The organism is Methylomonas rosea (genome assembly GCF_024505055.1).
Lineage (GTDB): Bacteria > Pseudomonadota > Gammaproteobacteria > Methylococcales > Methylomonadaceae > Methylomonas > Methylomonas rosea.
Window position 1 is genome coordinate 105220 of the sequence record NZ_JANIBL010000002.1, and the last position, 24165, is coordinate 129384.

General features: G+C 51.4%; 24 protein-coding genes. 10 read left to right on the forward strand and 14 right to left on the reverse strand.

Annotated features, from left to right (window positions below; genetic code table 11):
* Window positions 1–125: 125 nt before the first annotated feature.
* From NP589_RS01175 to NP589_RS01185, 3 genes are read right to left on the reverse strand one after another with little or no spacing between them, the layout of a single operon-like run.
* The gene (locus NP589_RS01175; protein WP_256605298.1) at window positions 126–1064 is read right to left on the reverse strand and encodes a ketopantoate reductase family protein; all 939 of its coding nucleotides are present in this window, start codon (window positions 1062–1064) and stop codon (window positions 126–128) included.
* Window positions 1061–1753 carry a DnaA regulatory inactivator Hda gene (gene hda / locus NP589_RS01180; RefSeq protein ID WP_256605299.1) on the reverse strand — a complete coding sequence of 231 codons (693 nt, stop codon included), beginning with the start codon at window positions 1751–1753 and terminating at the stop codon, window positions 1061–1063. Before hda ends, NP589_RS01175 begins: the two co-directional genes overlap by 4 nt.
* Window positions 1754–1764: 11 nt before the next feature.
* Window positions 1765–2109: a DUF2069 domain-containing protein gene (locus tag NP589_RS01185; protein ID WP_064035784.1), complete on the reverse strand. Its 345-nt coding sequence runs from the start codon at window positions 2107–2109 to the stop codon at window positions 1765–1767.
* Window positions 2110–2213: 104 nt separating this feature from the next.
* Between NP589_RS01185 and NP589_RS01190 the strand changes: the two genes are divergently transcribed.
* Complete coding sequence (locus NP589_RS01190; RefSeq protein WP_256605300.1) at window positions 2214–2780, forward strand: YceI family protein; 567 nt, start codon at window positions 2214–2216, stop codon at window positions 2778–2780.
* A gap of 132 nt (window positions 2781–2912) precedes the next feature.
* Window positions 2913–3356 (forward strand): GNAT family N-acetyltransferase, encoded by a 444-nt coding sequence (locus NP589_RS01195; protein ID WP_371929637.1) that lies wholly within the window; start codon window positions 2913–2915, stop codon window positions 3354–3356.
* Between the two features lie 273 nt (window positions 3357–3629).
* On the opposite strand, the gene NP589_RS01200 is transcribed toward NP589_RS01195, so the two are convergent.
* The 5 genes from NP589_RS01200 to NP589_RS01220 form a co-directional block, all read right to left on the reverse strand.
* Complete coding sequence (locus NP589_RS01200) at window positions 3630–5993, reverse strand: TonB-dependent siderophore receptor (RefSeq protein WP_256605302.1); 2364 nt, start codon at window positions 5991–5993, stop codon at window positions 3630–3632.
* A gap of 156 nt (window positions 5994–6149) precedes the next feature.
* Window positions 6150–7130: a FecR family protein gene (locus NP589_RS01205; RefSeq protein ID WP_256605303.1), complete on the reverse strand. Its 981-nt coding sequence runs from the start codon at window positions 7128–7130 to the stop codon at window positions 6150–6152.
* 71 nt (window positions 7131–7201) lie between these two features.
* Window positions 7202–7729 (reverse strand): RNA polymerase sigma factor, encoded by a 528-nt coding sequence (locus NP589_RS01210; RefSeq protein WP_256605304.1) that lies wholly within the window; start codon window positions 7727–7729, stop codon window positions 7202–7204.
* A 249-nt stretch (window positions 7730–7978) separates the two neighbouring features.
* Window positions 7979–9202 carry a sialidase family protein gene (locus NP589_RS01215; RefSeq protein WP_256605305.1) on the reverse strand — a complete coding sequence of 408 codons (1224 nt, stop codon included), beginning with the start codon at window positions 9200–9202 and terminating at the stop codon, window positions 7979–7981.
* 171 nt (window positions 9203–9373) lie between these two features.
* The gene (locus NP589_RS01220) at window positions 9374–9925 is read right to left on the reverse strand and encodes an RNA polymerase sigma factor (protein ID WP_256605306.1); all 552 of its coding nucleotides are present in this window, start codon (window positions 9923–9925) and stop codon (window positions 9374–9376) included.
* Between NP589_RS01220 and NP589_RS01225 the strand changes: the two genes are divergently transcribed.
* The 3 genes from NP589_RS01225 (at window position 9912) to mtgA (ending at window position 14084) form a co-directional block, all read left to right on the forward strand.
* Window positions 9912–10091 (forward strand): hypothetical protein, encoded by a 180-nt coding sequence (locus NP589_RS01225; protein ID WP_256605307.1) that lies wholly within the window; start codon window positions 9912–9914, stop codon window positions 10089–10091. The two genes, NP589_RS01220 and NP589_RS01225, sit on opposite strands and share 14 nt — an antisense overlap.
* A 268-nt stretch (window positions 10092–10359) precedes the next feature.
* Window positions 10360–12777 (forward strand): TonB-dependent siderophore receptor, encoded by a 2418-nt coding sequence (locus NP589_RS01230; protein WP_256605308.1) that lies wholly within the window; start codon window positions 10360–10362, stop codon window positions 12775–12777.
* A gap of 566 nt (window positions 12778–13343) precedes the next feature.
* Window positions 13344–14084: a monofunctional biosynthetic peptidoglycan transglycosylase gene (gene mtgA / locus NP589_RS01235; RefSeq protein ID WP_256605309.1), complete on the forward strand. Its 741-nt coding sequence runs from the start codon at window positions 13344–13346 to the stop codon at window positions 14082–14084.
* Window positions 14085–14102: 18 nt separating this feature from the next.
* Here mtgA and yjgA read toward each other — a convergent pair whose 3' ends face one another.
* On the reverse strand, window positions 14103–14747 hold the full coding sequence (gene yjgA, locus NP589_RS01240; protein WP_256605310.1) for a ribosome biogenesis factor YjgA: 645 nt from the start codon (window positions 14745–14747) through the stop codon (window positions 14103–14105).
* A 1-nt stretch (window position 14748) separates the two neighbouring features.
* Window positions 14749–15006 carry a hypothetical protein gene (locus NP589_RS01245; RefSeq protein ID WP_256605311.1) on the reverse strand — a complete coding sequence of 86 codons (258 nt, stop codon included), beginning with the start codon at window positions 15004–15006 and terminating at the stop codon, window positions 14749–14751.
* 421 nt (window positions 15007–15427) lie between these two features.
* On the opposite strand from NP589_RS01245, the gene rdgC reads away from it, so the two are divergent.
* Window positions 15428–16336, forward strand: coding sequence for a recombination-associated protein RdgC (rdgC, locus tag NP589_RS01250; RefSeq protein ID WP_256605312.1), 909 nt, complete (start codon window positions 15428–15430; stop codon window positions 16334–16336).
* The gene (locus NP589_RS01255) at window positions 16336–17295 is read left to right on the forward strand and encodes a L,D-transpeptidase family protein (protein ID WP_256605313.1); all 960 of its coding nucleotides are present in this window, start codon (window positions 16336–16338) and stop codon (window positions 17293–17295) included. The genes rdgC and NP589_RS01255 overlap by 1 nt, the downstream gene beginning before the upstream one ends.
* 66 nt (window positions 17296–17361) lie before the next feature.
* Here the strand turns inward: NP589_RS01255 and NP589_RS01260 are convergent, their stop codons facing one another.
* Together NP589_RS01260 and NP589_RS01265 are read right to left on the reverse strand one after the other, a co-directional pair.
* Window positions 17362–17640, reverse strand: coding sequence for an Lpp/OprI family alanine-zipper lipoprotein (locus NP589_RS01260; protein ID WP_064009194.1), 279 nt, complete (start codon window positions 17638–17640; stop codon window positions 17362–17364).
* 84 nt (window positions 17641–17724) lie between these two features.
* Complete coding sequence (locus tag NP589_RS01265) at window positions 17725–18279, reverse strand: L,D-transpeptidase family protein (RefSeq protein WP_026147104.1); 555 nt, start codon at window positions 18277–18279, stop codon at window positions 17725–17727.
* A 72-nt stretch (window positions 18280–18351) separates the two neighbouring features.
* Between NP589_RS01265 and NP589_RS01270 the strand changes: the two genes are divergently transcribed.
* Window positions 18352–19986: an alpha-D-glucose phosphate-specific phosphoglucomutase gene (locus NP589_RS01270; protein WP_256605314.1), complete on the forward strand. Its 1635-nt coding sequence runs from the start codon at window positions 18352–18354 to the stop codon at window positions 19984–19986.
* A gap of 46 nt (window positions 19987–20032) precedes the next feature.
* Here the strand turns inward: NP589_RS01270 and NP589_RS01275 are convergent, their stop codons facing one another.
* Window positions 20033–22132: a hypothetical protein gene (locus tag NP589_RS01275; protein ID WP_256605315.1), complete on the reverse strand. Its 2100-nt coding sequence runs from the start codon at window positions 22130–22132 to the stop codon at window positions 20033–20035.
* Window positions 22133–22438: 306 nt separating this feature from the next.
* On the opposite strand from NP589_RS01275, the gene NP589_RS01280 reads away from it, so the two are divergent.
* Window positions 22439–22645 (forward strand): cold-shock protein, encoded by a 207-nt coding sequence (locus NP589_RS01280; RefSeq protein WP_020484269.1) that lies wholly within the window; start codon window positions 22439–22441, stop codon window positions 22643–22645.
* 212 nt (window positions 22646–22857) lie between these two features.
* On the forward strand, window positions 22858–23124 hold the full coding sequence (locus tag NP589_RS01285) for a hypothetical protein (RefSeq protein ID WP_256605316.1): 267 nt from the start codon (window positions 22858–22860) through the stop codon (window positions 23122–23124).
* 222 nt (window positions 23125–23346) lie between these two features.
* Here NP589_RS01285 and NP589_RS01290 read toward each other — a convergent pair whose 3' ends face one another.
* On the reverse strand, window positions 23347–24027 hold the full coding sequence (locus NP589_RS01290) for a zinc ribbon domain-containing protein (protein ID WP_256605317.1): 681 nt from the start codon (window positions 24025–24027) through the stop codon (window positions 23347–23349).
* Between the last annotated feature and the right edge of the window lie 138 nt (window positions 24028–24165).

Here is a 24165-nt window from a genome sequence, read left to right on the forward strand (position 1 = left end):
GCGGCCGGTCTTCGCTTTGCAAGGGTCTGAGGCGAAATTCACACGGCTTCTTCAAAGACAAGGTCAATGAAAATCTTCACATTCTAACCGAAAAATAACAAAAAGCAGAATGTCAATTGTGTGAATTAGTTAAGTAGGCTATTGGAACGGATTTGCAATTCCCGGAGTTGCATCAGTACGTAAAGTGATTGCAGGCAAGGACAGTCTACACCTTGCCGCTTGGCGGCGCGCACTGCGTTGCCGAGAATGGCCTCGGTTTCCATTGTGTGTCCACGTTCGAAATCCAGCAGCATGCTGGTTTTGTAGGGTGGCATATCACGGGTCAGAGCAATATGATTCTCGACAATATCGGCCGGTAGCGGATGACTGCAAGCGTCGGCAATACTACAGACTTCCTGCATGACCCGGCGAACAAAATTTTCCTGATTCTGCAATATCGCCTGAGTTGCCAGCCCACCAGACAGCACCGATAGCGGATTGAACGGCGCATTCCAGACGCACTTTTGCCAGCGGCTGGCAATTATGTCATCACTGATCTCGCATTCGATGCCGGCTCGCAGGAACAAATCGCGCAAATACAGTGTTTTAGGGTCGTGGCTATCTGACAGATTACCCAGGATCAACTTGCCGTAAGCCAGGTGGCTAATCTCAGCGGGCGCGTTCCGGTTGCAGCAGATAAACGCCAAGCCGCTGATCAACAGATTGTCAGGAAAAGCTTGTTGCAGCTCTTGTTCTATCTCGACGCCATTTTGAATCAGCACAATCGCCGTGTGCGGTGCTACCGCATCGCGAATTAGCGCAACCCGATCAATGTCCGGGGTTACCTTGCTGCATAAAATTAGGTAATCAGCTTGATCATTGTAGTCGGCGGCATCGCGCAATACCTGGCTGGGCGTAAATTGCCAACTACCCAAGGCATGGCTTTCTATTCGGTAACCCTGCTGTTGGACGACATCATAATCGGAGCGGCATACCACTGAGACATCGGCGTCGGCCTTGGCCAGCAGGCCGCCATAAAACCCGCCGATGGCGCCGGCACCCACGATCAATACCTTGTTGTTCATGTTTCGTCAGCCAGAATCTGCTTTAAAAACGGAATGGTTAATTTGCGTTGCGCGGCCAGGGTGGCGCGGTCGATTTTGTCTAGGAGCAGCCATAGCGCTGCTAAATCGTGAACATAATGATTCAACAGAAACCGCCCTACTGCCGGCGGAATATCAAAGCCTAAAAAATGGGCTTTATAAGTCAGTGCCTCGATTAACTGATCATCGCGCAAGGGCTGAATTTTTAAGGTCAGTCCCCACGCCATCCGGGTTTTCAGGTCGGGTAAATCGAAACCTAAAAACTTCGGCGGGCAATCGGCGGCCAGCAGCAATTTATGATTGTTCTGCCGATGGGTATTATAAAAAGCGAACAGCGCGTGTTCCCAGTCGATATGGTCGGCAAGCGTTTGAATATTGTCGAAACAGACCAGCTCCAGGTCTTCCAGGCCTTCCAACAAGGTCGGCGCCGGCAAGTTGTCGGCGTCAAAAGCCAGATAAAACGGATCTTTACCCACCAGCTTGGCTTGCTGACAACAGGCCTGCAATAAATGGCTCTTACCGCTACCGGCATCGCCCCAGATAAAAATCTGCTGCTCCTGGCCGTTTGTAGCTAAGGCCTGCAACTGAGCGACGATTTCGGCGTTATTGCCTGGAAAAAAACTGGCAAAGGTCTGATCGTTCTGAAACTCGAATTGTAAGGGGACTTGCATGCCGATTATGCTCAGGCTTTTTCCGCTTTGTAGACATACAGACCGGCACCGAAGCACAGCAGCAGACTGAACAGCACTTCCAACAGCGCATAAGGCCGTTCTATTTGATTAACATAGGCTTCGGCGACGCCATGCGCAAAATACGGCAGGCTCAAATAACTCATCCAGGTACAGCTTTTTAGGTCGCGGTTCAGTAAACCTTTAAACGGCAGCAATAGCGGTCCGACTGAGATTAGCAACAGCAATGCGGTTGGCAGCTTGTTTGATGGCGACAATAGCGTATGCCAAGCCATCATTAACAAAAACAGGCCGAAAAAGCCGATCAAGGCCGCGTAATAGTAATAGATTCGTTGCATGAGAGCGGCAGTTGGCCAGAGTGATAGAGTTAAAGCTGATCTATTATCACAAAGTCTCTGCAATAATGCAGTGCCGCTCGCTTTTTAACCCAAAGGAGATGATCATGATTAGAAAACTGAGTACCGCAAGCGCCGTCAGTCTGTTGAGTTTTAGCGTGCTGGCCGCCGATAGTTATACCATCGATAGCCATCACACCTTTCCCAGCTTCGAAATCAGCCATTTGGGTTTTTCCACGCAACGCGGCCGTTTTAACGAAACCAGCGGCAAAGTGATATTGGATGCCGTAGCGGGTAAAGGCAGCATAGACATCAGCGTCAACACAGCGTCGATCAGTACCGGTTTGGCAGAGTTAGAAGAACATTTGCGCGGCAAGGATTTTTTCGATAGTGCGCAATATCCGGCGATGACCTTCAAATCCGACAAACTCAGTTTTCAAGGTGAGAAACTGGTCGGTGCTGACGGCATCTTGACCTTGCATGGCATCAGCAAGCCCGTACACTTGAATGTCGAACGCTTTTACTGTGGAATGAATGTCATCAGATTAAAGTACACCTGCGGCGCCGATGCGGTTGGCACGATAAAACGCTCGGAGTTTGGCATCGACAAATATGTGCCGGCGGTGGGCGATGAGGTCAAGGTGCTTATTCAGGTCGAAGCTGTCAAGGATTAAGTGGTGTTAGCGATGAGCTAAAACTCGTGGTCATGGCGCCGAAGCTACTATTGTGACGCAACCAAGCTGTGAGATTTGTCACGGAGATGGCCGCATTGCTTTAACCCCCTAGATAGGACACGAGAGACAAAAATGGAAATAAGCCTGGCCAGCGTTGCCGATATCCCGCCGCTTTGCCATCTGCTAAGCGAACTATTCAGTCAAGAAGCGGAGTTTCGTCCGGATTATGAGGCGCAGAATCGGGGATTGACGAGCATCATTACCGACCCGAACATCGGTCATATCTTTGTCGCGCGACATGACAGCCAAATTGTGGGTATGGTTAATCTGCTTTACACAGTCTCCACCGCGCTGGGCGAGCGGGTGGCCTGGCTGGAGGACATGGTTGTGTTAAGTGACGTCCGCGGCCAAGGCGTGGGTAGCCTGTTGCTGGAGCACGCGGTGGAGTTTGCCCGGCAAAATGGTTGCCGTCGACTTAGCTTGTTAACCGATCCTGATAACCTGCATGCTCAGCACTTTTACCGGCGACAGGGCTTTCGGGTGTCGGAGATGGTGCCGATGCGCTTGGTTTTTTGAATGTCAGTGCCACATTGCCCAAAAAAAGTATGCCCTGATGGTCGACGTCAATGCGCGGATGGGCAAGGATTATATTTATCCCGAGTATCCTGGATTGCAGGAAAACGGCGGGCCATGATGTTTTTTTGGGGCGATGCGGTGACTTTTGAATCTATCGTCGGCGTGGGAATGATGAACCGCAAGCCGGGTTAGCGCGCTAGAGCATAACCCGACAAATCGAAGCCAACGTATAGGTTACGCTAGTGCCTAACCCAAACCTAAGCGACTCGCGTTTTAGAACTCGTATTTCAACGAACCCAGTACATTGATCGGATAGCCGGGGATGGCGCCAAGGCTGCCGCCGTCGGTATTCGCATAATACTCTTTGTCTAACAGATTATTGATGTTCAACTGGGCGGTCAGTTTGTGCTGCCCTATGCGGTGCGTATACGCCGCCATCGCATCCAATCGCGCATAACCGGGCAGGATGAAGGTATTGTTTGAGTCGCCCGGCCGCTTGCCGATAGCCACCACCCCCAAACCCGCCTTAAACGCTTCATTAAATTGCCAAGTACCCCACAAACTACCTTGATGCCTGGGCACATTCTCCAGGCGATTGCCTCGCAGACCGCTGAATTCCTCGACATAATTGACCTGGGTATACGCATAAGTCGCCAGCAGATGGAGCTGATCGGTGACTTGCCCCGCCAAGTCCAGTTCTATGCCTTTGCTCCTGATCTTTCCGGCCAGAATCTGGAAATTCGGGTCAGCTTGGTTCGGGTCGTCGGTAAGCAGATTGCTTTTGGTTAAATGGAAAAATGCCAAGGTCGAAGAAAACCGCTTGTCTTGCGATTGCGTTTTGATGCCGACTTCGTGTTGCTGGCCCTCCTGCGGGTCGAAGCTTGCTCCGCTGGCGCTGACGCCGTTGTTAGAACTAAAAGACTCGGTGTAACTGCCGTAAACCGACAGCCAATCTTGTACTTGGTAAAGCACGCCGGCTCGGGGACTAAACGCATCGTCTTTTTGCTCCACGCGTCCCGCTTTGGCCGCGGCCAAGGACGCCGGCGTGAAATTAGACCCTGTCGTTACGTTATCGTAGCGGCCGCCCAGTAAGATATGCAGTTTGTCGAACAACGTGATCTGGTCTTGGACATAGGCGCCTACCCAGGATTCCTTGCGATAGAAAAACGCATTTTCGTTCGTCAACGCCGCAAAATCGACTTGTCCGTAAATAGGGTTATAGATATCGATGGCAGGTGCCGGACTATCCGCGTCATGCGATTCAGTTGTGGCGTGGAAGCCATCTACACCAATCAACAGATTGTGCTTGCTGCCCAGGAGTTCGAATTTCCCGTTCAAATCGATGTTGCCGGAATGGGTCATCACATCTTGCACGCCGGTGGTGGCGATACGATTCAGGCTGCGCTGGTCGTCCTGCAAGCCTAAATAATTGTAGAGCGTCGGACCGCTCAGCGACCAATCCTTAAACTGATAGCGTTGGGTGATTTTCCAGTCGTCGTTGAAACGGTAAGTCCAGTCGTAACCGATCAGGGTGCTTTCCATCAATTGCCGCTGCGGGCCGTCCTTCAACGTGCGGGTGATCGGGATCGGCGCCGGGCGTCCGTTAACGGCGGGAATCCCGTAATCGGCGTTCAAGCGATCGTGTTTATATTCCAGCTCGAGATTGGTCTCGAATTTTTCGTTGGGCCGCCAAGTGACAATAGGCGCCACGAAAAACCGCTCGTTGCCGACAAATTCCCGGAACGATTGATTATCGGTGTAAGAGCCGTTTACTCGGTAAAGTAGCGTCTTGTTGTCATCAAGCGGCCCAGTGGCGTCGATCAAGGTGCGGTATTGGTCGTAGGAGCCGAACTGCTGTTGCAGCGAATAATAGGGTGTATCGCGCGGTTTCTTGGTCACGTAGTTCACCAAGCCGCCGGGCTCGATGCGGCCATACAGTACCGCCGCCGGCCCCTTGAGGATTTCGATTTGTTCGATATTGGCAATATCGTAAATATCCTGGCGATTGAACAAGCCGTTGCGGTAGGCATCGCCGAACCCGGAACCGGCCAGACCGCGAATGACAAAATTGTCGTACAGATAACCGCCGCCGGTGCGGCCCAATACTCCGCTGACATGGCCGTTCACTGCATCGGGCAGGGTCATCGACTGTTTATCCGCCAGCACCGCTTTAGGCACGACCTGAACAGAAATCGGCGTCTCCATGAGCGGCGTATCGGTCTTGGTGGCGGTCGTGGCGTTGGGGCGGTTGTAATCCAAGTTATAAGGGTCTGTAGCATCATAAGCAGTCTTACCGATTACCGTGACAGCGCCGAGCATGGTTGCACTACTGTCGTTGCCGGCTGGTTTTAGCGTCATCGTGCCATCTGCGTTGATGCTATGCGTTAGGCCGCTACCGTTTAACAGCTTACGAACGGCTTCTTCTATCGTGTATTCACCAACCAGCGCCGGACTGGTCTTGCCGTTAGTAGATTGTTCCGCATATAACATCGCGGTGCCCGATTGCGCGGATAACTGTTGCAGGGCTGCCGCCAAGGATTGGGCTGGAATATCGAAATGGTGCTTGCCGTCCTCGGCGTAGGCTTGCACCGAGACCAGCGCGATGGCAGCGGCGAGGGGTTTGATGGTCAGTGTCATGCTCCATGTCTCCATTATTGTAGGGTTCATGGGCATAGACGCAGAGCTTTGAAAAAGCCGCCAGCCATTGAATTTTTTTCTGGCGGCAATCGCGGAAATCCCGGCGCAAGGCAAAGTAGGTACGAATTTGACCGTGCGAATAAATTCGCACTTACGCTAGCGCGTGCTCGCCGCTTCCAAGACGATTTCCCGCTCGCCGATACGCTTGACGTTGACCGGCAATAAAGCGGTAACCCCATTCAACATCCCGTCCAGTTGCTCGGTGCGGAAACTGCCGTTGACGTGTAGCTCGGCCAGTTTCGGATCGGGCAGGCGGATTTGTACGTCGTGATAGCGGCCGATTTCCGCCAAAACCTCGACCAGCCGCCGGCCGTTAAAAATCAACTGCCCTTGGCGCCAGGCCGTTGCTGCGGCAATATCGTTTACCGTGGCCGGCACAAAACGTTCATCGTCGCTATACGCCAATTGCTGCCCGGCTTTTAGCTCGCGGCTTTCGCCCTGGCCGGCTATTTCCACCATGCCTTCTTGCACCGCCACACTAATCCGGTCGGCTTGCTTGTAAACATCAAAAGCTGTGCCGATGTCGCGCACGCTGAGATTGCCGGCCCGCACGCTAAACGGCCTGTCGGCATTGTGAGTCACTTTAAAGAACGCTTCGCCGCGAATCAGATCGACATGGCGTTGGGCACGATTGAAATGCACCCGCACTTCCGTATCGGTATTCAATTCCAGCTCGCTACCGTCGGATAAGGCCACGACCTGCCTTTGACCCTTACCCGTGTTGTAACTATGGGGAAAGCCGTACCAGCCTTGCGGCGAGAATATCGCAAAACCAACGCCCAATAACACGGTTGCTGCCGCGCCGTAAATCAGCCATTTACGCCCGGATGACTGGCGAGCAGTCGGCCGATAACGCAATGCCGCGTCGCGCGCCGGAAAGCTTTGCTGCTTAAAGGGTTCCATCCAGTCCCATTGGGCTTGCACCTGCCGATACGCCGTTTGATGCGCGGGATCGGCTGCCAGCCAGTCTGCGAACGCACGTTGGATTTGCGCGTTTGCGGGGGTATCACGCAAACGCAGCAGCCAGGCGGTTGCCTGGTCGCGCATGGTTTGGCTGATGGATTCGATGTCGGACACGCTGAGTGACTGAAATGTGTTTATCAAAGGCACAGTTTACCGGACTTTGTCATAGACTGGGCAGATGGCAATTACCGCCAATCCTGGCCGGGTTCGGCGCTGAGTTTGCTGCTGATATGCTGCATCGCCAGCATCACATACCGCTCGGAACAACGTACCGAAATGCCCAAGCGCTTAGCAATTTCGGCATGCGAACAGCCTTCTATCCGATACAAAACAAAGGCATGGCGGCGCAATTCCGGCAACTCGTCCAGCCAGGCGGAGAATTTCTCCAATTGTTGATGGGTTTGCCAATAATGCTCCGGCGACAGGCGCTGGTCGGCAACCTGCTCGATATCTGCGTCGGGTTCATCGAAACGTTCGCGAGTTTCGCGGCGGCGATGGCGATCAACCGTTAGATTGGCGGCGGTCTGAAATAAAAACGCCCTGGGGTTTTGAATGGTTTGCGGCTCCGGATATTGCGATAGGCGCAGAAAAGCTTCCTGCACAATATCGTTTACATCGGGTTCTCGTGGCCAACGGCCGCGTACAAAAGCCCCCATTTCATGTGCGTGTTGCAGAAACAGCGTGTGCAGAAATCCTGGTGATTCTTTGGACATTGAAGACGTTCGTGGCCGGGGCAAATAACGATGCGTTTCAGCAATAACCAAGCCAAGCCAGACCTGTTGTCATTAGACACCGCACGTTAGCGCGACTAAGCCGTCGGCAGCAATGGGTTTGGCGGCGCTTAAAAACAAATGAGCTGCGGGATATGACCTATTTTAATCAGCCATTGCGGCATATGCCCCAGTCTTGAGCCGCCTCCCTTTCGCTGGTTACGGGATTTGGTCGTACCCGCATATTCCGTCTTAGTCGATAGTTAAAGAAACTAGCCGCACTTTCTTTTGCGTTGGATCGGTCCAGGCGACAAAAGCTTGCTTGCCGACCCGGGCCATCGCCGGATATTTGCTGGGCCATTTCGGGAAGCTGCCGCGATATACCGTAGTTTCCCGGCTGACTCTGCCGTCAGTTGTCACTTTCGTAACCCGTAACTCATCTTCGGGTCCATTGCGGCCGCGCCAGCTGACCAAAGCCGAACCGTCGTCCAGCAGTAAGGCATTGGCATAGCCGCTGGCGTCGGCATCCAGCTCGATGGGTTGGTTAAACTGTGCGCCTTTGTCGTCGGAAAATGCCACCTTCACCCGGCCTTTACCATCGGCGGCCGTGAACCAGGCCGCCACGCCAGCGGTTGACGTTAGATCGATGGATGGTCCGTTACTGGGGCAGCCGCCTATCACCCAACCATCCGCATGTACATTAGTGATTTGCGGATTGCCGCCGGCTTGCCAGCGCACCGCGCTGATGTCGCGAATTTCGCCGGCGGCATGATCACGGTAGACCGTGACCAATTGCTCGCCCTGCGCGTCGGTATAGCTGCGGCAGCAGGAGCAGACATCGTCATCCAGTACCAGCTCCGGGCCGGCGCGCCAGTTTTTATCGATTACGCTCGCCATCAATTGATAGCGGTTGGTTCTCTTATCGGCCGCCGGATCGTGGCTGGCGTTGCGCATGTCGGTCCAGACCAGCGCCAGCCGTGCATCGGGTAGCGCGGCCAAAGACATTTGTGCGTCGTAGATACGCGCATCATCGCCGTAAGGTTTTAGCGGTGTGCTCCAGCTTAAACCGCCGTCTATCGATCTGGCCAGGTAGATGTCTGCCGCGTAGCGGTCCGGGGAGTCCTTGACATACGGCATCCAGGCCGCGGCCAGGCTGCCGTCGCTTAGTCCAATTATCACCGGCGGGTCGGCCAATTTACCCTCGACCTTGGCCACCGTTAAGGGCATGCTCCAGCCCTGTTTTTCCAGTACGGCAAATTTAGCGGTGCTGCTCCCTCCATCGGTTTCCACCCAGCTGAGGATTAACTCGCCGGCGGCGGTCTGCGCCAGATGGTGCTGCTGGCTGACACCAATGGCCGGGACTTGCAGTTCGATCATCGGCAGCGCATGCGGCGGTTTGGCAAATGCGGTGTGTGCGTTTAGAAAAAGCAACAGCAGTCCGCCGACTATGGTGAAAAAGTCCTTGATAGTGTGCATTTGGCGACCATGGATAGCAGGAAATAAATCATCTTTTGTAACTATTCAGTGCTGATAGCTTTTCATCCAATTAAGCAGGCCACAAAGGTGTAGGGTCGCTGAATAGTTACCATCTTTTTAACTTGGGCGGACCTGATTTGTAAACGCGCCCGGCGTAAGGCTTGTCAGCCTTTAGCTGGCTGCTCTGTAGTAGTCCGTTTGCCGGTGGTTCGGGGTTGGCAGAAACGCGATTGCCAGTTGCGCCCGCTGCTTTCGACAATGCACCAAGCCTTTGACAATGTGTTTTTCCACCGCACTTTCGGAAATATCCAGCACGCCCGCCACTTCCCGGTAACTTAGGCCGCGAATTTTATGCAGGATAAACGCATCCCGGCAACGCGGCGGCAGTTCGGCGATGGCTTGGTACAACAATGTCCGGCATTGCTGGCTGGCAATTTCGCTTTCCGCGCCGGACTGTTGCAGTTCCTCCACGAGCAGAGCGGCTTCCTGATGGCGTTCGACGATTTTATTGTGGCGCAGATGATCAAGAGCCAAATTACTAGCGGTGCGATATAAAAAGCTGCGCGGGTTTTCGATTGCCGTGGCATTGGCGGTGCGGGCCAAGATCAGATAACTTTCTTGCACCAGATCTTCAGAAGTTTCCTGGCATTTGACTATGCGCAGCAGGTGATGCAACAGCTCCTTGCAGTGCAGGCGATAAAGCGCGCTTATGTCCAAGTTCATGTTGTGGGATTTGCCCGATGTGGTGATTTTTCAATCAAAATGCCAAGCCAGATTTATGCCAAACAACAATCGTAAATGCCGCAAGTGGGTAAGAGCCAGGGTATCGGCGGCTTTGGTACCGATTGGTTTGGTCTTCGCCGAGTTTGGCGGTAAAGCTTACGGGTAATAAGCCAGGCGATATGCCGTATTTGCTGTGGCATATCACCTATTTATTATCTGCATGGTTGTCGTGCTCATTTTGCAAGTTGCGTCAGCTGGATGCTTTGAATAGCCGAAAATACCGTGCCGGGCCTGGTTTTCGCTCGTGCGCCCTTACGTCTCCTGGTGGGCGCATCTTAATGGTCTGAAAGAATTTTCACCTCTCACCTCCTGTTTTATGTCTGTCGCGCGTCAAAACAACGATAGTCACAATTTAACAACATCGAGGGAAATTCATGACGTTGAAAATAACACTTAGCGGCGAGCTGTTTGGACAGGCTTCGGCACTGGTTTTAGGGGCTGTGTTGGCGGTGTCCGGCGCTGCGGTTGCAGATAGCGCCAGTCGGGCTTTCAGTATCCCCGCAGGCTCATTATCTACCGCGCTAAATCGCTTGGCGGAATCCGGCGGCTTGCAACTGGTCTACGACACGGCAATTACGGAGGGCTTGCAAAGCAAGGGCCTCAGCGGCAATTACACCCCGGAAGCCGCGTTGCAACGTCTGCTGGGAGACAGCGGTTTGAGTTACCGCGTCGCTGAAAACGGCAATATTTTGATCGAAAGACCGGCTTTGAATTACAAGCAGGATCCTACGGCCCTGCCGGCTGTGAATGTGGTTGGCAGGGCGGCTTCCTATTTTGAAGGCGAGGATCCCTTTAGTACTGATTACAAGCGCAGTAATGCCACGACAGCCACTAGAACCGATACGTCGATCATGCAAACCCCGATGTCGGTCAAGAGTGTGCCGCAGGCGGTGTTAAAAGATCAGCAAGCAATAACCATCGATCAGGCGCTAAGAAACGTGAGTGGTGTTACCAGTGGTTTGGGTGGCAGCGGTCATTTTTTTATTCGTGGCTTTGGCAACTACAACACATACCGCGATGGTTTTTTGAATCAAAGCCAATGGGCTCACACCGAAGATTTGGAAAACGTCGAACGGGTGGAAGTTCTAAAGGGGCCGGGCTCGATTCTTTACGGCCGCACCCAACCGGGAGGTTTGGTTAATTTCGTTACCAAGCAGCCTTTGGATGCACCGTATTACAGCCTGCGTCAACAGTTCGGCTCATTTGATTTATATCGCACCAGCGTCGATGCGACCGGGCCTTTAACCGAAAACAAGGATTTGGCTTACCGATTCAATTTGGGCTATCAAAGTAACCATAGTTTTCAAGAGTTCGGTGGTAACGAGCGGCTGATGGTTGCGCCGACTTTGCGCTGGAACATTAGCGATAGAACGGTATCGACTTTCAAGCTGGAATATAGCGATATTAAAGAAATGGGGCGCGGCACCGTGCCGGTGATGGGCAGTAGGCCTGCTCCCATTTCAAGAGGTTTGAATCTTGGCGATCCTTGGAATTACCAGGAAGACGAATACATCATGCTGTCTTTCAACACCGAGCATGAATTTAACGATAACTGGAAATTGCACCATCGCTTTAATTTCAGCAATCATAATTTGACGATGTCGGCGAATAGCGGATCGAGTGTGGATCTGGCGACAGGCGATGTTAATCGGGCATTTTTTGCGCAAAACACCGACGGCAACGATTATCAGCACAATTTCTTCAACGCCCTAGAGCTGACGGGCAAGTTCGACACGGCATTTTTGAAACATACGCTATTGCTGGGCGGCGACTATTATCGTACCGACTACCGGGCTTCCATGGCGGGATTCGGCTTTAACACCGCGCTTTATGATGTCACCAATATTTACCATCCTAGTCATGCGTTGTTAGCGCCTACGGTCTTGCCAACTGATGTGACTTATTCAAATTCCACCATTCCATGGTTTGGCCTATACGCCCAAGATCAAATCGAATTGCCCTTGCATTTTCATGTGTTGGCCGGCTTACGCTACGATAATGCCGACATGACATCCAGCAGCACCGGCGAATTTGGCACCGGTCCAAGTCCGGATACCCATTCCGAGCGAGTTTCTCCACGTGGTGGCGTGGTATGGCAGCCGATACCGGAGTTCTCTTTGTACGGAAGCTATACCGAAAATTTCGGCGCTCCGAATTACTTTGGTGCCGATGGTAAACCATTACCTGCGCAAACCGCCGATCAATGGGAGGTGGGCGCAAAAACCGAGTTGTTTGACGGTCGATTGAGCGCTACCTTGGCTTACTACGATCTTACCAAACGCAATTCGCCCATCGCTACTTGGTTGGCATTTTCCCGCGCCCAGGGCGAAGCCGAATCCCGAGGCATTGAGTTTGATGTGAGTGGCGAAATTCTGCCCGGCTGGAATGTTATCGGCGCTTATTCCTACATGCCGTTCGCGAAAAGCATTGTCGATGAAACCGATCCCACGGTGGTCGGTAAGCGCTTGAACAACGCACCAAAGCACAATGGCAGTTTATGGACGACCTACCAATTGCAGGACGGCGATTTGAAAGGTTTAAAGCTGGGCGCAGGCATGCAAGCGCTTAGTCAACGGGAAATTGGGTACTACGAAACCGCGCAGGCGCCTGGTTATGCGATATTCAATTTGATGGCAAGCCAAGCTTGGCAGATTGGTAAGTCAAAAATTACAGCGCAGCTGAATATAGACAACCTGCTCGACAAAACCTATACCGCGTCGATTTACAGCTATGGGCCTACCTATTACGGCGCGCCTCGGACATTTATGGGAGCTATCAAAATAGAGTATTAAGTTCAACAGTTGAACCGGGTTGGGCTATTCGGCCCGGTTTGGCATTTCACGCGTGCTTCGTTGCTGCCAAAGGTCGGTACAGCAGTGTACATGGGTAACCGCGACTTTGCGGAACCCCACAACTTCAACTTTTCAAAGTTTACGGGCGATCAAAATACGAATCGTGCCAGTGAAGGGGTTGTGGTTAAGAGATAACCAAGTGGTTTCTGCGCGACCGGCAGGAAACTGGCTGTCTAATTGGAAGGGTTTGAATCGTCCCTGCCCGGATAAAAGCGTTTTTCCGCGCTTTTATCCAGGTATCCCTGGCGTCTTGTTTTCCATGTTCACGGGGGAGAGAACTTAAACATCCCTGACACCGGTCTTTATATAACAATATCCATGCCAAATTCTTTAGGTCTTATAGGGCAAGGGGTTTTTGATAAGATTGATGGCTGCCATATCAATTTCTATGTTATTTGCCGCAGTTAAGGATTCGCTTTACGGCATTTCCCACAAAAACCGCAGTTGATCAATTCCGCGTTCAATCGTGGATAATAAAGGTCCCAGTCACAACGCTCGAATCGCCCGTGAAGCATTTCCGCCATCCGGCCCGCTATCGCCAATTCTGGCGCCAACCCAAAACGGCTCTTTCTTTGCTGCAACGTTGCAAGCGTGGACTGGTTTATGCGTTGCTGTTTTTTGTGCTCAGTTCGCTGGTGCTCGTAGGCGTATTGCGGTACCTGCCCGCGCCGACATCGGCATTCATGCTGCATCAGCATGTCGACGATCTGGCCGAAGGCCGACACTATAAAGGTATTGATCAACGCTGGGTCAGTCGCCGGCACATTTCGCCGCACGCCTTTGCCGCGGTGATCGCATCCGAAGATCAATTGTTTTATCAGCATAACGGCTTCGATGTCGACGCCATCGCCAAAGCTTTTAATCAATATTTGCGCGGCGGAAAACTGCGCGGGGCCAGCACGATTAGTCAGCAAGTGGCGAAGAATTTGTTTTTGAGCCCAGCCAAAAACTTCGGCCGCAAGGCCTTGGAGATTTGGTTTACGTTGTTAATAGAGGCTGTTTGGGATAAGCAGCGGATTCTGGAAATGTATTTGAATATTGCCGAATTCGGCGATCATCTATTTGGCATAGAAGCGGCCAGTCGCCGTTATTTCGGCATTTCCGCCCAGCAACTATCTGCCGGTCAGGCGGCGCTGTTGGCCGCTACGTTGCCAAATCCGATTTTGCTAAAAGCCGATCAGCCCAGCGCTTATTTACATAAACGCCAAAGCTGGATACTGGGCCAGATGCGGGCTTTGGGGAATTGATCTCGTGTTGCTGGTAAGTTAATCCTCTGCGTCCTCATTGTCCTGCGTGTCCTCGTCAACGGGCGGTAGGCCGGATGCATCGGCAATCAGTTCTTTCAGATACTTGTATAACAAGCGCGCTGACTTCGGCGGTTTGGCTTCCTTGGCCTCTTTCTGCGCGTTGCGCTGCAACTGACGTAGGTGCTGACTGTCTGCGGCAGGAAATTCTTCGATAAACAGGGTCAATTGCTGATTGCCATTGGCCGCCAGCAGCAGGTCGCGCCAGCGCTCGGCCTGATGATGTTCTCTGACCGCATGGGCGCTGCGATTTTTCATCCGCGCCAATTTTTCATGAATCGCGGCGGTATCCAGCTTTCTGAGTTGTGCAGTGATGTATTTCAACAAGCGCTTTCTGGCGGAGTTATGCCCCATCTTGCCGGCATCGCGCATGGCTTGTTCTATGCTCTCGGGCAATTCGAATTCGGCGATATGCGCAGGGGACAGCGCGCAAATTTCCTCAGCCATCGCAAAAACTTCGGCTATTTCTTTTTTGATGCGGGTCTTGTTGGGGCGTACCGCGTAATGATCGGCTTCCTCGTCCTCGCTCTCGCCGTCGTCCTCATACTCGGGTTCGTCGTAATAATCTTCTTCTTCGTATTCTTCTTGGTATTCTTCGTCGTTCATGTCAAACCATTGCTATTAAGAAAAGCACGAACATCACCACCATCAATAACGGCACGATGACGCTGGGCCAGTCGGACGGTGTTTGTTTGCTGCGCGCCAGTGCGGCTTTGATGCCGGGCTGCATCCAGAACAAAAGCAGCAGCGCCAGGGCGCCGAGTATCAGGTTTTCCCAGGTTGACAGCATGATGTGACCGCTTTGTTGTGAGTAAGGGAAGTCGCTGGGGACTTTGCCATGCGGCATTCTAACAAACCTTGCCATACAATAAGACATTGCTTGCTGTGACAAATTAAAAGTTATTTCTCGAGATTTATCGCTAAGCGATTATTGCGACAGGGTAAATTCAGTTATTCACAGAAGCTGTGGATAACTCTGTGTGTTAATTGTCGAAAGCCTTTGCTATTCCCCGGCAGCCCTGGGTTGCGGTCAAATTGTATAACATTAACTCAATAGTATTAGTGCATAATAATCAATGTGTTATAAATGATTCGTTGTATTTCAACAAGTTATTTTGTCAAGCGTTTTTATGGTCTTGCTGTAAACAGCTTAATGTGTATAACTCGGTTACATGTCAGACAAATTTGCTGTCAAACTGTATTTTTTGGCTAGGCTTTAAGCGGGCCAGCTTATATGGTCTGCGCAAATTTGCGATAATGGCCGGTTTTTAAAAAAGAGTTATTTCATGTGGTTTAAAAATCTTGCCGTCTACCGTTTCACCGAGCCGTTTACCTTGGATGCCGCTGCCCTGGAGCAAAAGCTGCAACAACAGCCGTTCCGTTCCTGCGGCAGTCACGACGAGTTCAGTTTCGGTTGGACTGCGCCGCTTGGCAGAGCCTCTGACGCGCTGGTGCATGCCAATAATGGTTTTTTGATGTTATGCGGCAAAAAGGAAGAAAAAGTCGTGCCGGCATCGGTAATCAACGAGATGCTGCAAGAGCGAATCAACGAAATCGAAGAGAGGGAGGCTCGCAAATTGCCTGCGAAGGAGCGCAGTCGGATCAAGGATGAGTTGATCTTTGAGCTATTGCCGCGGGCGTTTTCGTTTTCCCGCAAAACCTATGCATATATAGACAGTCAGGGCGGCTGGCTCGTCGTTGATGCGGCATCGGCTAAAAAAGCCGAAGACATGCTCAGCCAGTTGCGCAAGTGCCTGGGTTCTCTGCCGATAGTGCCGCTCACCGCCACCGCGAAGCCGGCTAGTGTGATGACGCAATGGCTGATCGACAACACCTCGCCGAAAGATATTTTGATCGAAGACGAATGCGAGCTGCGTTCGCCGGAAGAAGAGGGCTCGATTATTCGTTGCAAACGCCACGACTTGGCCTTGCCGGAAATCAAGAATCATCTGGATAGTGGCAAACAAGTGATTAAGCTGGCGATGAGTTGGGCCGAACGTATTTCGTTTGTGTTGGACGAGAACTTGGCGGTCAAACGGCTAAAGTTTCTTGATCTTATTCAGGAGCAAGCGGCCGATATCGAAGCATTCGACGAAGTCGAACAGTTCGATGCCGATTTTTCCATTATGACTGCGGAACTTGCTCTGTTTTTGCCGCGTCTGCTTGAATTATTTACTGCTGAAGGTAATGCCTAATGAAAACCCGATTGTTAACCAGTCTATTGCTGAGCGCCAGCACAGCGGCATCGGCCTTGACTTTGGCGCCGCCGGACAGGCCGGGCGACAGCTTGATTGGCAACCCGCCGCACGAGGTGAAATATGTCGCGGCCAAAGAGGAAGATACGCTGATTGATATTGCGGTCAATTTCCGGCTCGGTCAGGATCAAATCGTTTTGGCCAATCCCTATGTGGACCGCTGGCTGCCAAAAGCTGGTACTCAGGTGCGCATACCCAGCAGCTTTTTGCTGCCGAATGCGCCTCGGGAAGGCATAGTGGTCAATCTGCCGGAAATGCGGATTTACTATTATGCGGATCCGCGCAGAATCGAAACCTATGCGATTGGTATAGGCAGGGAAGATAACTGGAAAACCCCGCTGGGCAAAACGCGCATTGCCGGAAAAACCGAGAATCCGTCGTGGACGCCTCCGCCATCTATTATTGCCGAACATTTGGCCGACGGCGATGTGTTGGATCCCTATTATCCGCCCGGTCCGAATAACCCGTTAGGTCTATTTGCGTTTAGATTGGGGATACCCGGTTATCTGATTCATAGTACCAACGTTGTTAACGGCATCGGTATGCGGGTTAGTCATGGTTGCATGCGGATGTATCCTGCCGATATAGAGCAATTTTTTCCAATGGTAAAAGTTGGCACTCAGGTCAATATTGTCAATCAATCGATCAAAGTCGGCTGGTATCACGACACCTTGTACATGGAAGTGTATCCGGAGTTGGAAGAGACGCCGGCAACCTATGAGCAAAGACTGCACACGGCGTTAAATCTGATAGAGCAGGCTAACGGCGGACAAATGCCGGTCATCAAAGGCTCGGTGTTGAAGAATGCGGTCGAAAAAGCAACAGGTATCCCTGTCGCGATTTACGAACGTCCTGCGCAAACGCCACCTGTTGTACAAACTCAGGTCGCACCGCGCTGAAGACATTAAAAAAGCCCGTGGCCTTGCGGCTCACGGGCTTTTTAAAATCAACAACAGCAATAAGGCTTATTTGTGTTGTGATTTTTTGAACATACGGTCCAATTTGCTGTTTGTATCTTGAGCATATTGGGCAGCACGGTTAGCAGCAGCTTCAGCAGCAGCGGCTTTAGCAGCAGCTTCAGCAGCAGCAGCTTTTGCAGAAGCAGCGTCAGCAGATGCAGTAGAAACTTTGCCTTCCAAAGTGCCTACTCTTGCGTCCAAAGCTTCCAGGTCTGAAGTGCTTGCGCAACCGGTTGCCAAAGCTGCAATTGCAACAACTGCTGATAATTTAATAGCTCTCATCATGGTTTTCCCCTTGATTGTGGTTTCAAAAAATAATAAATGAAAAACGGTGGTAATTGTCCAACATTTTTTTGGATTATACCAACATTATTTCACGGTTACGAGTGTCCCTTTTTCTACCCATTGACTTAACTGATCGATTTGATCGTTAGTCAACGCGATACATCCGTGTGTCCAATTCATGGATCTGTGGATGGACAGACTACCGCTGCCCAAGCCATGAATACCGATTTGCCCACCGAGATCGGTATTTTGCGGCGGAATTTGTCCGGCAGAATGCGCTCTGGCAATAGCTTCGTAAGTGTCGAGATCGATTTTGCCTTTTTTTAAGGCATTATCGGCATTGTCTACATTTGGATAGGTCAAACCAAAGAACTTACGGAAGGCGCTTCTTTCGTTGATCCAGCCGATCCGATAGTTACCGAGCGGCGTAATGTCATCGCCGCGATGATTCTTTTCGCCCGCGCCGTTACGGCCGATGGCGATATTTTCCAGCACAGCAACTGTCTTGTCACCTTTCCTGACTTCCATGCTTTGCGTCTGCGTATCGACCAGCAACCAAACATCCTCGCCGGCGAAACTACGTGCCGATACGGTACAGCCCATCACAATCAAAACACCTAATAATTTTTTCTTTATCATGGCAATCTGTAAATAATCAAAGTTTTGGTGTAATTTAACCCTTTCGAAACGAGGTATTACAAAGGGTAGCATATGACAACAACAATCACCAAAACGACTCCCTACGATGATCAAAAACCCGGCACATCGGGTTTACGCAAAAAAGTCAAAGTCTTCCAACAACCCAAATATCTGGAGAATTTCGTCCAATCCATCTTCGACAGCCTGGAGGATTTTCAGGGCAAAACCTTGGTGATTGGCGGCGATGGCCGCTACTTTAACCGTAAAGCCATCCAGATCATCATTAAAATGGCGGCAGCCAACGGTTTCGGTGAGCTCATTATAGGCCAAGGCGGCTTGTTGTCTACTCCTGCTGCATCGAATATTATCAGGAAATACAATGCGTTCGGAGGTATTGTTCTATCAGCTAGTCACAATCCCGGCGGTCCGGACGAAGATTTCGGGATTAAATACAACGTCAGCAACGGCGGCCCGGCTCCGGAAAAGTTCACCGACAAGCTGTACGAGAATACCAAAACCATCACCGGCTACAAAAAAGCCCGTTTCGGCGACATAGATTTAGACGTTATCGGCGAAGTCGAGAAAGGCGGCGTGAAAATTAGGATTATCGATTCGGTAGCCGATTATGCTGAATTAATGGCCAAGATATTTGATTTCGATCTGCTCAAACAAAGCATTCATAACGGCTTTATCACCTTACGCTTCGATGCGATGCACGCTATCACCGGCCCGTATGCCAAGCATATTCTGGAAGATACGCTAGGCGCGGCACCTGGCTCGGTATTTAACGCCGTACCGCTGGAAGACTTCGGTGGCGGCCATCCCGATCCGAATATGGCCCACGCCCACGAACTCTGTGAAATCATGTTCGGCGCTGACGCACCCACTTTCGGTGCGGCCTCGGACGGAGATGGCGACCGCAACATGGTGATGGGCTCGAACATATTCGTTACGCCCAGCGACAGCTTGGCGATTATGGCGGCCAACGCCAAACTAATTCCGGCTTACGCCAAAGGCATTAGCGGCGTGGCCCGCTCGATGCCGACCAGTCAGGCGGTTGACCGCGTTGCCGACAAACTAAGCCTGCCTTGCTACGAAACCCCGACCGGCTGGAAATTCTTCGGTAACTTGTTGGATGCCGATAAAATCACTATTTGTGGCGAGGAAAGCTTCGGTTCCGGTTCCAATCATGTTCGCGAGAAAGACGGCTTATGGGCAGTGTTGTTCTGGTTGAATTTAATCGCGCGCAAACGTGAATCGGTGGAAGACATTGTTCATGAGCATTGGCAAAAATATGGCCGCGACATTTACTGCCGTCACGATTACGAAGCGGTCGATTCCGAGATTGCCAACGGCATTGTCGAGCATTTGCGTAGCCAGTTAAGTAGCCTGCCCGGTAAAAGCTGGGGCGATTACGAAGTCAAATTTGCCGACGAGTTCAGTTATACCGATCCGGTCGACGGCAGTGTCAGCAGCAACCAAGGCATCCGCATCGGTTTTGTGAATGGCTCGCGTATTGTGTTCCGGCTGTCCGGCACCGGCACGGTCGGCGCGACTTTGCGTATTTATTTAGAGCGCTACGAACGTGACGTCAGCAAGCACGATCAGGATGCACAGATTGCGCTTGCGGAATTGATAGAAATTGCCGAGCAGTTGTGCGAAGTCAAAAAGCGTACCGGCAGAACCGAGCCTGACGTTATCACTTGATCGAGACAGGCGAAACAAAACGTTAGGTCTGGCTCAACCGCCTGACCTAACGGCTCTGTCCGTAAGCATCTCGCAAAATCTGTTCTGCGTTACGACCACCTTCCGCCAAAGCCTGAGCCCTGCCGATGGACAAGCCCAGGCCGTGTCCAGCGCCTATGCCTACAAATTGCCAGGTCTGACCATTGGCAGCTGTTATTGAATCAGGACAAGAAGGCAGCTTCAGCGTGTTACGAAAAATTTCGCAACTGAGCAGCTCTTCGCTGGCCGGATAAAATAATCTGATAAACAACTCGCCGTCCTTGCGCCGTTCGCGACGAATGTCCAAAATTTGATTTTCCGCAAACACCCGGCGTAACGCCTCGCTTGAGAGCTGCCGTTGCCAGTGCTGATCGCCGCCATTGGCAAACGGCAACCAATTCAATCCGGATTCGGCTGCCAGCTTGTCTAAAAGCTGCATTAACGCCATATCGGTATGGCTGCTACGACGTGGTTTGTCCTCAGGCAACTCGCCGAGATAAACCATGCAATGCGTGGTATCGCAAAGCGAGCTTGATTCATTATGCCTGTGGCTACCGTGACTGCCGTTCCAGGCGATCACTGCCCGCATCGCTTCGCGGGCACTGCCCACCAAATTTTGTGCTTCGGCAGCCAACACGCCATCGACATAGCTACCGACATCGGTTTCCAGCACCGTTGGCCCATGTTTGTCTGTTTGTCGCAGAACGCCTTTCACAATCCGCTCTGATCGGCTAGCGCGTGCGGTCGAGACGATTCTAAATTGTCCGCAAACAGTAAAGCGCCGGTATTGGTCCGCCACTAGCGGACAGTCCGCTTCCGCATTCCAGCTGCCAAGGTTGGTAGAGGTTAACAAGCTCACGCTAACCGCCGCAAAACGGCTTGGATAGTCGTGTTGCCAAGTTCTTAGCAAGATTGCAGCTTTGCTTAATATTGCTGCGCCACTGACGCCGCGTTGCCGAAATATCGCCAGAAATACCGGATGCGCAGCCGGCCAAGCCAGCAGTAAATGACCAGCCAAGGGGCGGCCGTCAACAGTCGAAACTGTGCCTGTTTTGGCTAGAACTTGAAGTTGACGCAACAATTTTTTATCTGGCTCGCTTTGCCCTGCCAAGGTGGAGCTGGGCAGGATGCCGTTTTGACTCAGGCCGCGAAAATAATCGGGTTTGGATAGCAAGGCTGCCCGCATCGCCAGTGCCAATTCGGGTAAATTGGCCTGTAACGCAAAATCGCCGTCGGCGTTGCGTTCGCCCAGATAAGAGCGCCAGGTTTGCGGGTCCGATGGCGTAGCTTTAGCTGGAAGTTTTTGCTCTTTAATCGGCGACAATAACAGGCGATAGCGCTCGACTTGAAATTGCTCGCGACGTTGCAATAGTTTTTCGGTATCGCTCGCCGCCAGCTCTGCCCCCAGCAAATCCGGATCTGCTTGTGTCAATGTCGCAGCATACGGAATTTTCAACAACGACCCAGGAGGTAAACGACTGGATTGATCCCCGCCGCTGGCCAATATCCGCCCGGACAGTAGGCTCATCAACAGATAGGAGCTATCTCCGGCACCGTCGAACGCCATACCGAGCATTTCATTTAATTTTGCCGATACGGCACACGGCTTGCTGGGCCAGCCGGCATTAACCACCAATCGTGCTAATAACGCCCGGTCATTGCCATCTAATTCGGCATCTTGCCTAACCCTGTTTTTGATGCGTTGCAGGTCAAGCGGGCTGGGCCTGTCTCCAGGTGCTAGACCCGCCAATTCGCCGCTAAAATACATTGCTCCAGCTTCTTCAACCCAAGCCGGTAAACGGCCGCCGCAGCTGCGATGACTGGCTTCGTGGAACAGCTCGTGACGCAAATATACCGCTTCGCTCAGCCCACCTTGGGGTTGTTGCCGCAGATAAATACTGCCCGGCCGCCAGCCGCCGGCATGAGCACCACTAAACGTCCCGCTAGTCAATGCGGGAAACACCCGCACCGGATCATCCTCGCTGGGTATCCGATAGCCTTGTGCCGCTAGCTCTCTAACAGCAGCAGTCGCGGTTTGCCGTAATTCAGTTTGCTGCGTTAGCGCCCCGAAAAACAAAATCGCCGCGCCTAAGTCAAACAAATACCGCGGCCTGATGAATCGTTTCAATGAAGCATTCATTGGTAGTCAGGGGGCGTGCTGAGCATGGTCAATCCTGCAAATTGCCGAATAGCGAAGATACACTCGGAAGTGCTAAATAGTAGATTTTACGATTTAAATTGACAATCAGTCGAATCAGCCTAGAATGCAATCCAGCTAGAAAATACGATTTACCCTTTGTTTACCAGCTCGATGTCTCTTCAGTAGTCCTTCGTCCTTGTTTTTCATTAAGTAATTTCCACATTTACCAGCGTTACCCGCCTTACTTTAGCTAAGGCTTTATCTAAATTTTTAATAGGACTTATTATGTCTACAATGACAACTGGCGTCGTGAAATGGTTTAACTCTGACAAAGGCTTCGGCTTTATCGAACAAAAACAAGGCCCTGACGTTTTCGTACATTTCAAAAACATTCTGAACCCAAACAACAGCTATAGAACGCTGGACGAAGGTCAGCATGTACAGTTTAAATTGGGCCGCGGCCCTAAAGGCCCGCAAGCCGAAGAAGTAACCATCGTTTAAAGATTAAGCCGTAGTTGCCAGTGGGCACCTACGGCTTTTTTGTTAGATAGAGTGGAAATCAATCGCGGTTTCCACTTGCGTTCTCCCCGTTTCATTCCAATACACTGGACAGCTTTTAAAAGCTTCTACCAAAGCATTTAGCAGACTAAACTTTAATTGTCCGCAATGGTCCAAGAGCCATTACAAATTTCAATCAAGCAAAGAGGTGAGTCATGTCGTTAAAAAACGAATTTGAAAGTTTGCTCGTCAATCTGGATTCGGTTCGCGAGGAACTGCAACTAAAGTTGCATCTGGCCTCAATGGATGCCAAGGATGAATTTGCAGAAGCGGAAAAACAGTGGTTGCAGATAAAAAATAAAGCCGCTGAAATTGCCGACGAATCGATAGAGACTTCCGAAGAGTATATCGCCAAGGCCAAAATTGTTGGAGAGGAGTTGAAGGAAGCTTATCAACGAGTAGCTAAACGCCTTTCCGAGTGACTTCAGTAAACGCAAAAAGCTGGCAGCTAGTAATTTGGTATAAGTCTTGCCGTTAGTGCAGGCTGGTCGATAAGGCTATTGCCTCTGGCTTAGGTAAACAAGGCGTTGGAACAGGTGGCCGGCAATTTTGCTGACCCCTGCGGCTTGGAGCCGATTAATTCAACGCCGGATTCTAAGCTATCGAATGGGCGTCGCGATTGCAGCTGTAAGTCTATCTATTCCTCAACTGCCCGAGACTGCCGTCTTGCCAAGCGTCGATCCGCAATTCTGGCAATATTGTTGATCAACCGAAACAGCCGTGCCGCATGCGGGACAAGTATTGGATGATTGGGTCTTATGTCCGCATGCATTACAAAAATGAGTATTCGCGCTAATTTCCGCGCCACACTGCTGACAGGCCAGTTTTTGCTCGGGGAGAAACCCCGATAACATTTCAGCCAGTTTGGCAAAGGTATCGACCAAGTAAGTAGCATGGCGATATGCCCTGACCACAAACCAAATACTGACGCTTACGATCAAGATGATCGCGCTACTATGGTAAATCGTTCTACCCAAGCTATCGACGAACGGCGCCAATAATTCCCAAAACAATGCCTGCACTGTAATCACAATCAACAGAGCGGTTAACGGCTCCCCTATACCTTTGGCAAACGACAACGCACCGCCGCTGTTGGGAATGGCCTCTATGACGTAGCTGGCAAAAAAATAAAATAAGATTAACGCCGCCAGCCTGGCGAGAAACCAGACCACGGCCGCAGCCTTAAATACCCCTGCCACTTCCAATTCCGTCATTACCGGTACTAGCGTAATTAGTTTGCCTATTATCAGGATGCTGGCAATGGTAATGAGCAACTGAGCGGCCCGCTGCCATGCGTTGCTAGATGAGGAAATCAAAGAAAACATAAGCGTTTCAACTCCTGTTTACGGGGGACTGAACTTGAATCAATTAGTGGCTCATTGAGCTGGGCGTGATTACATAAGTAGAGAATATCACACAAAAAGCGGATAACCCGCGCAGACAAAATAGCCTTTTAAAATTGC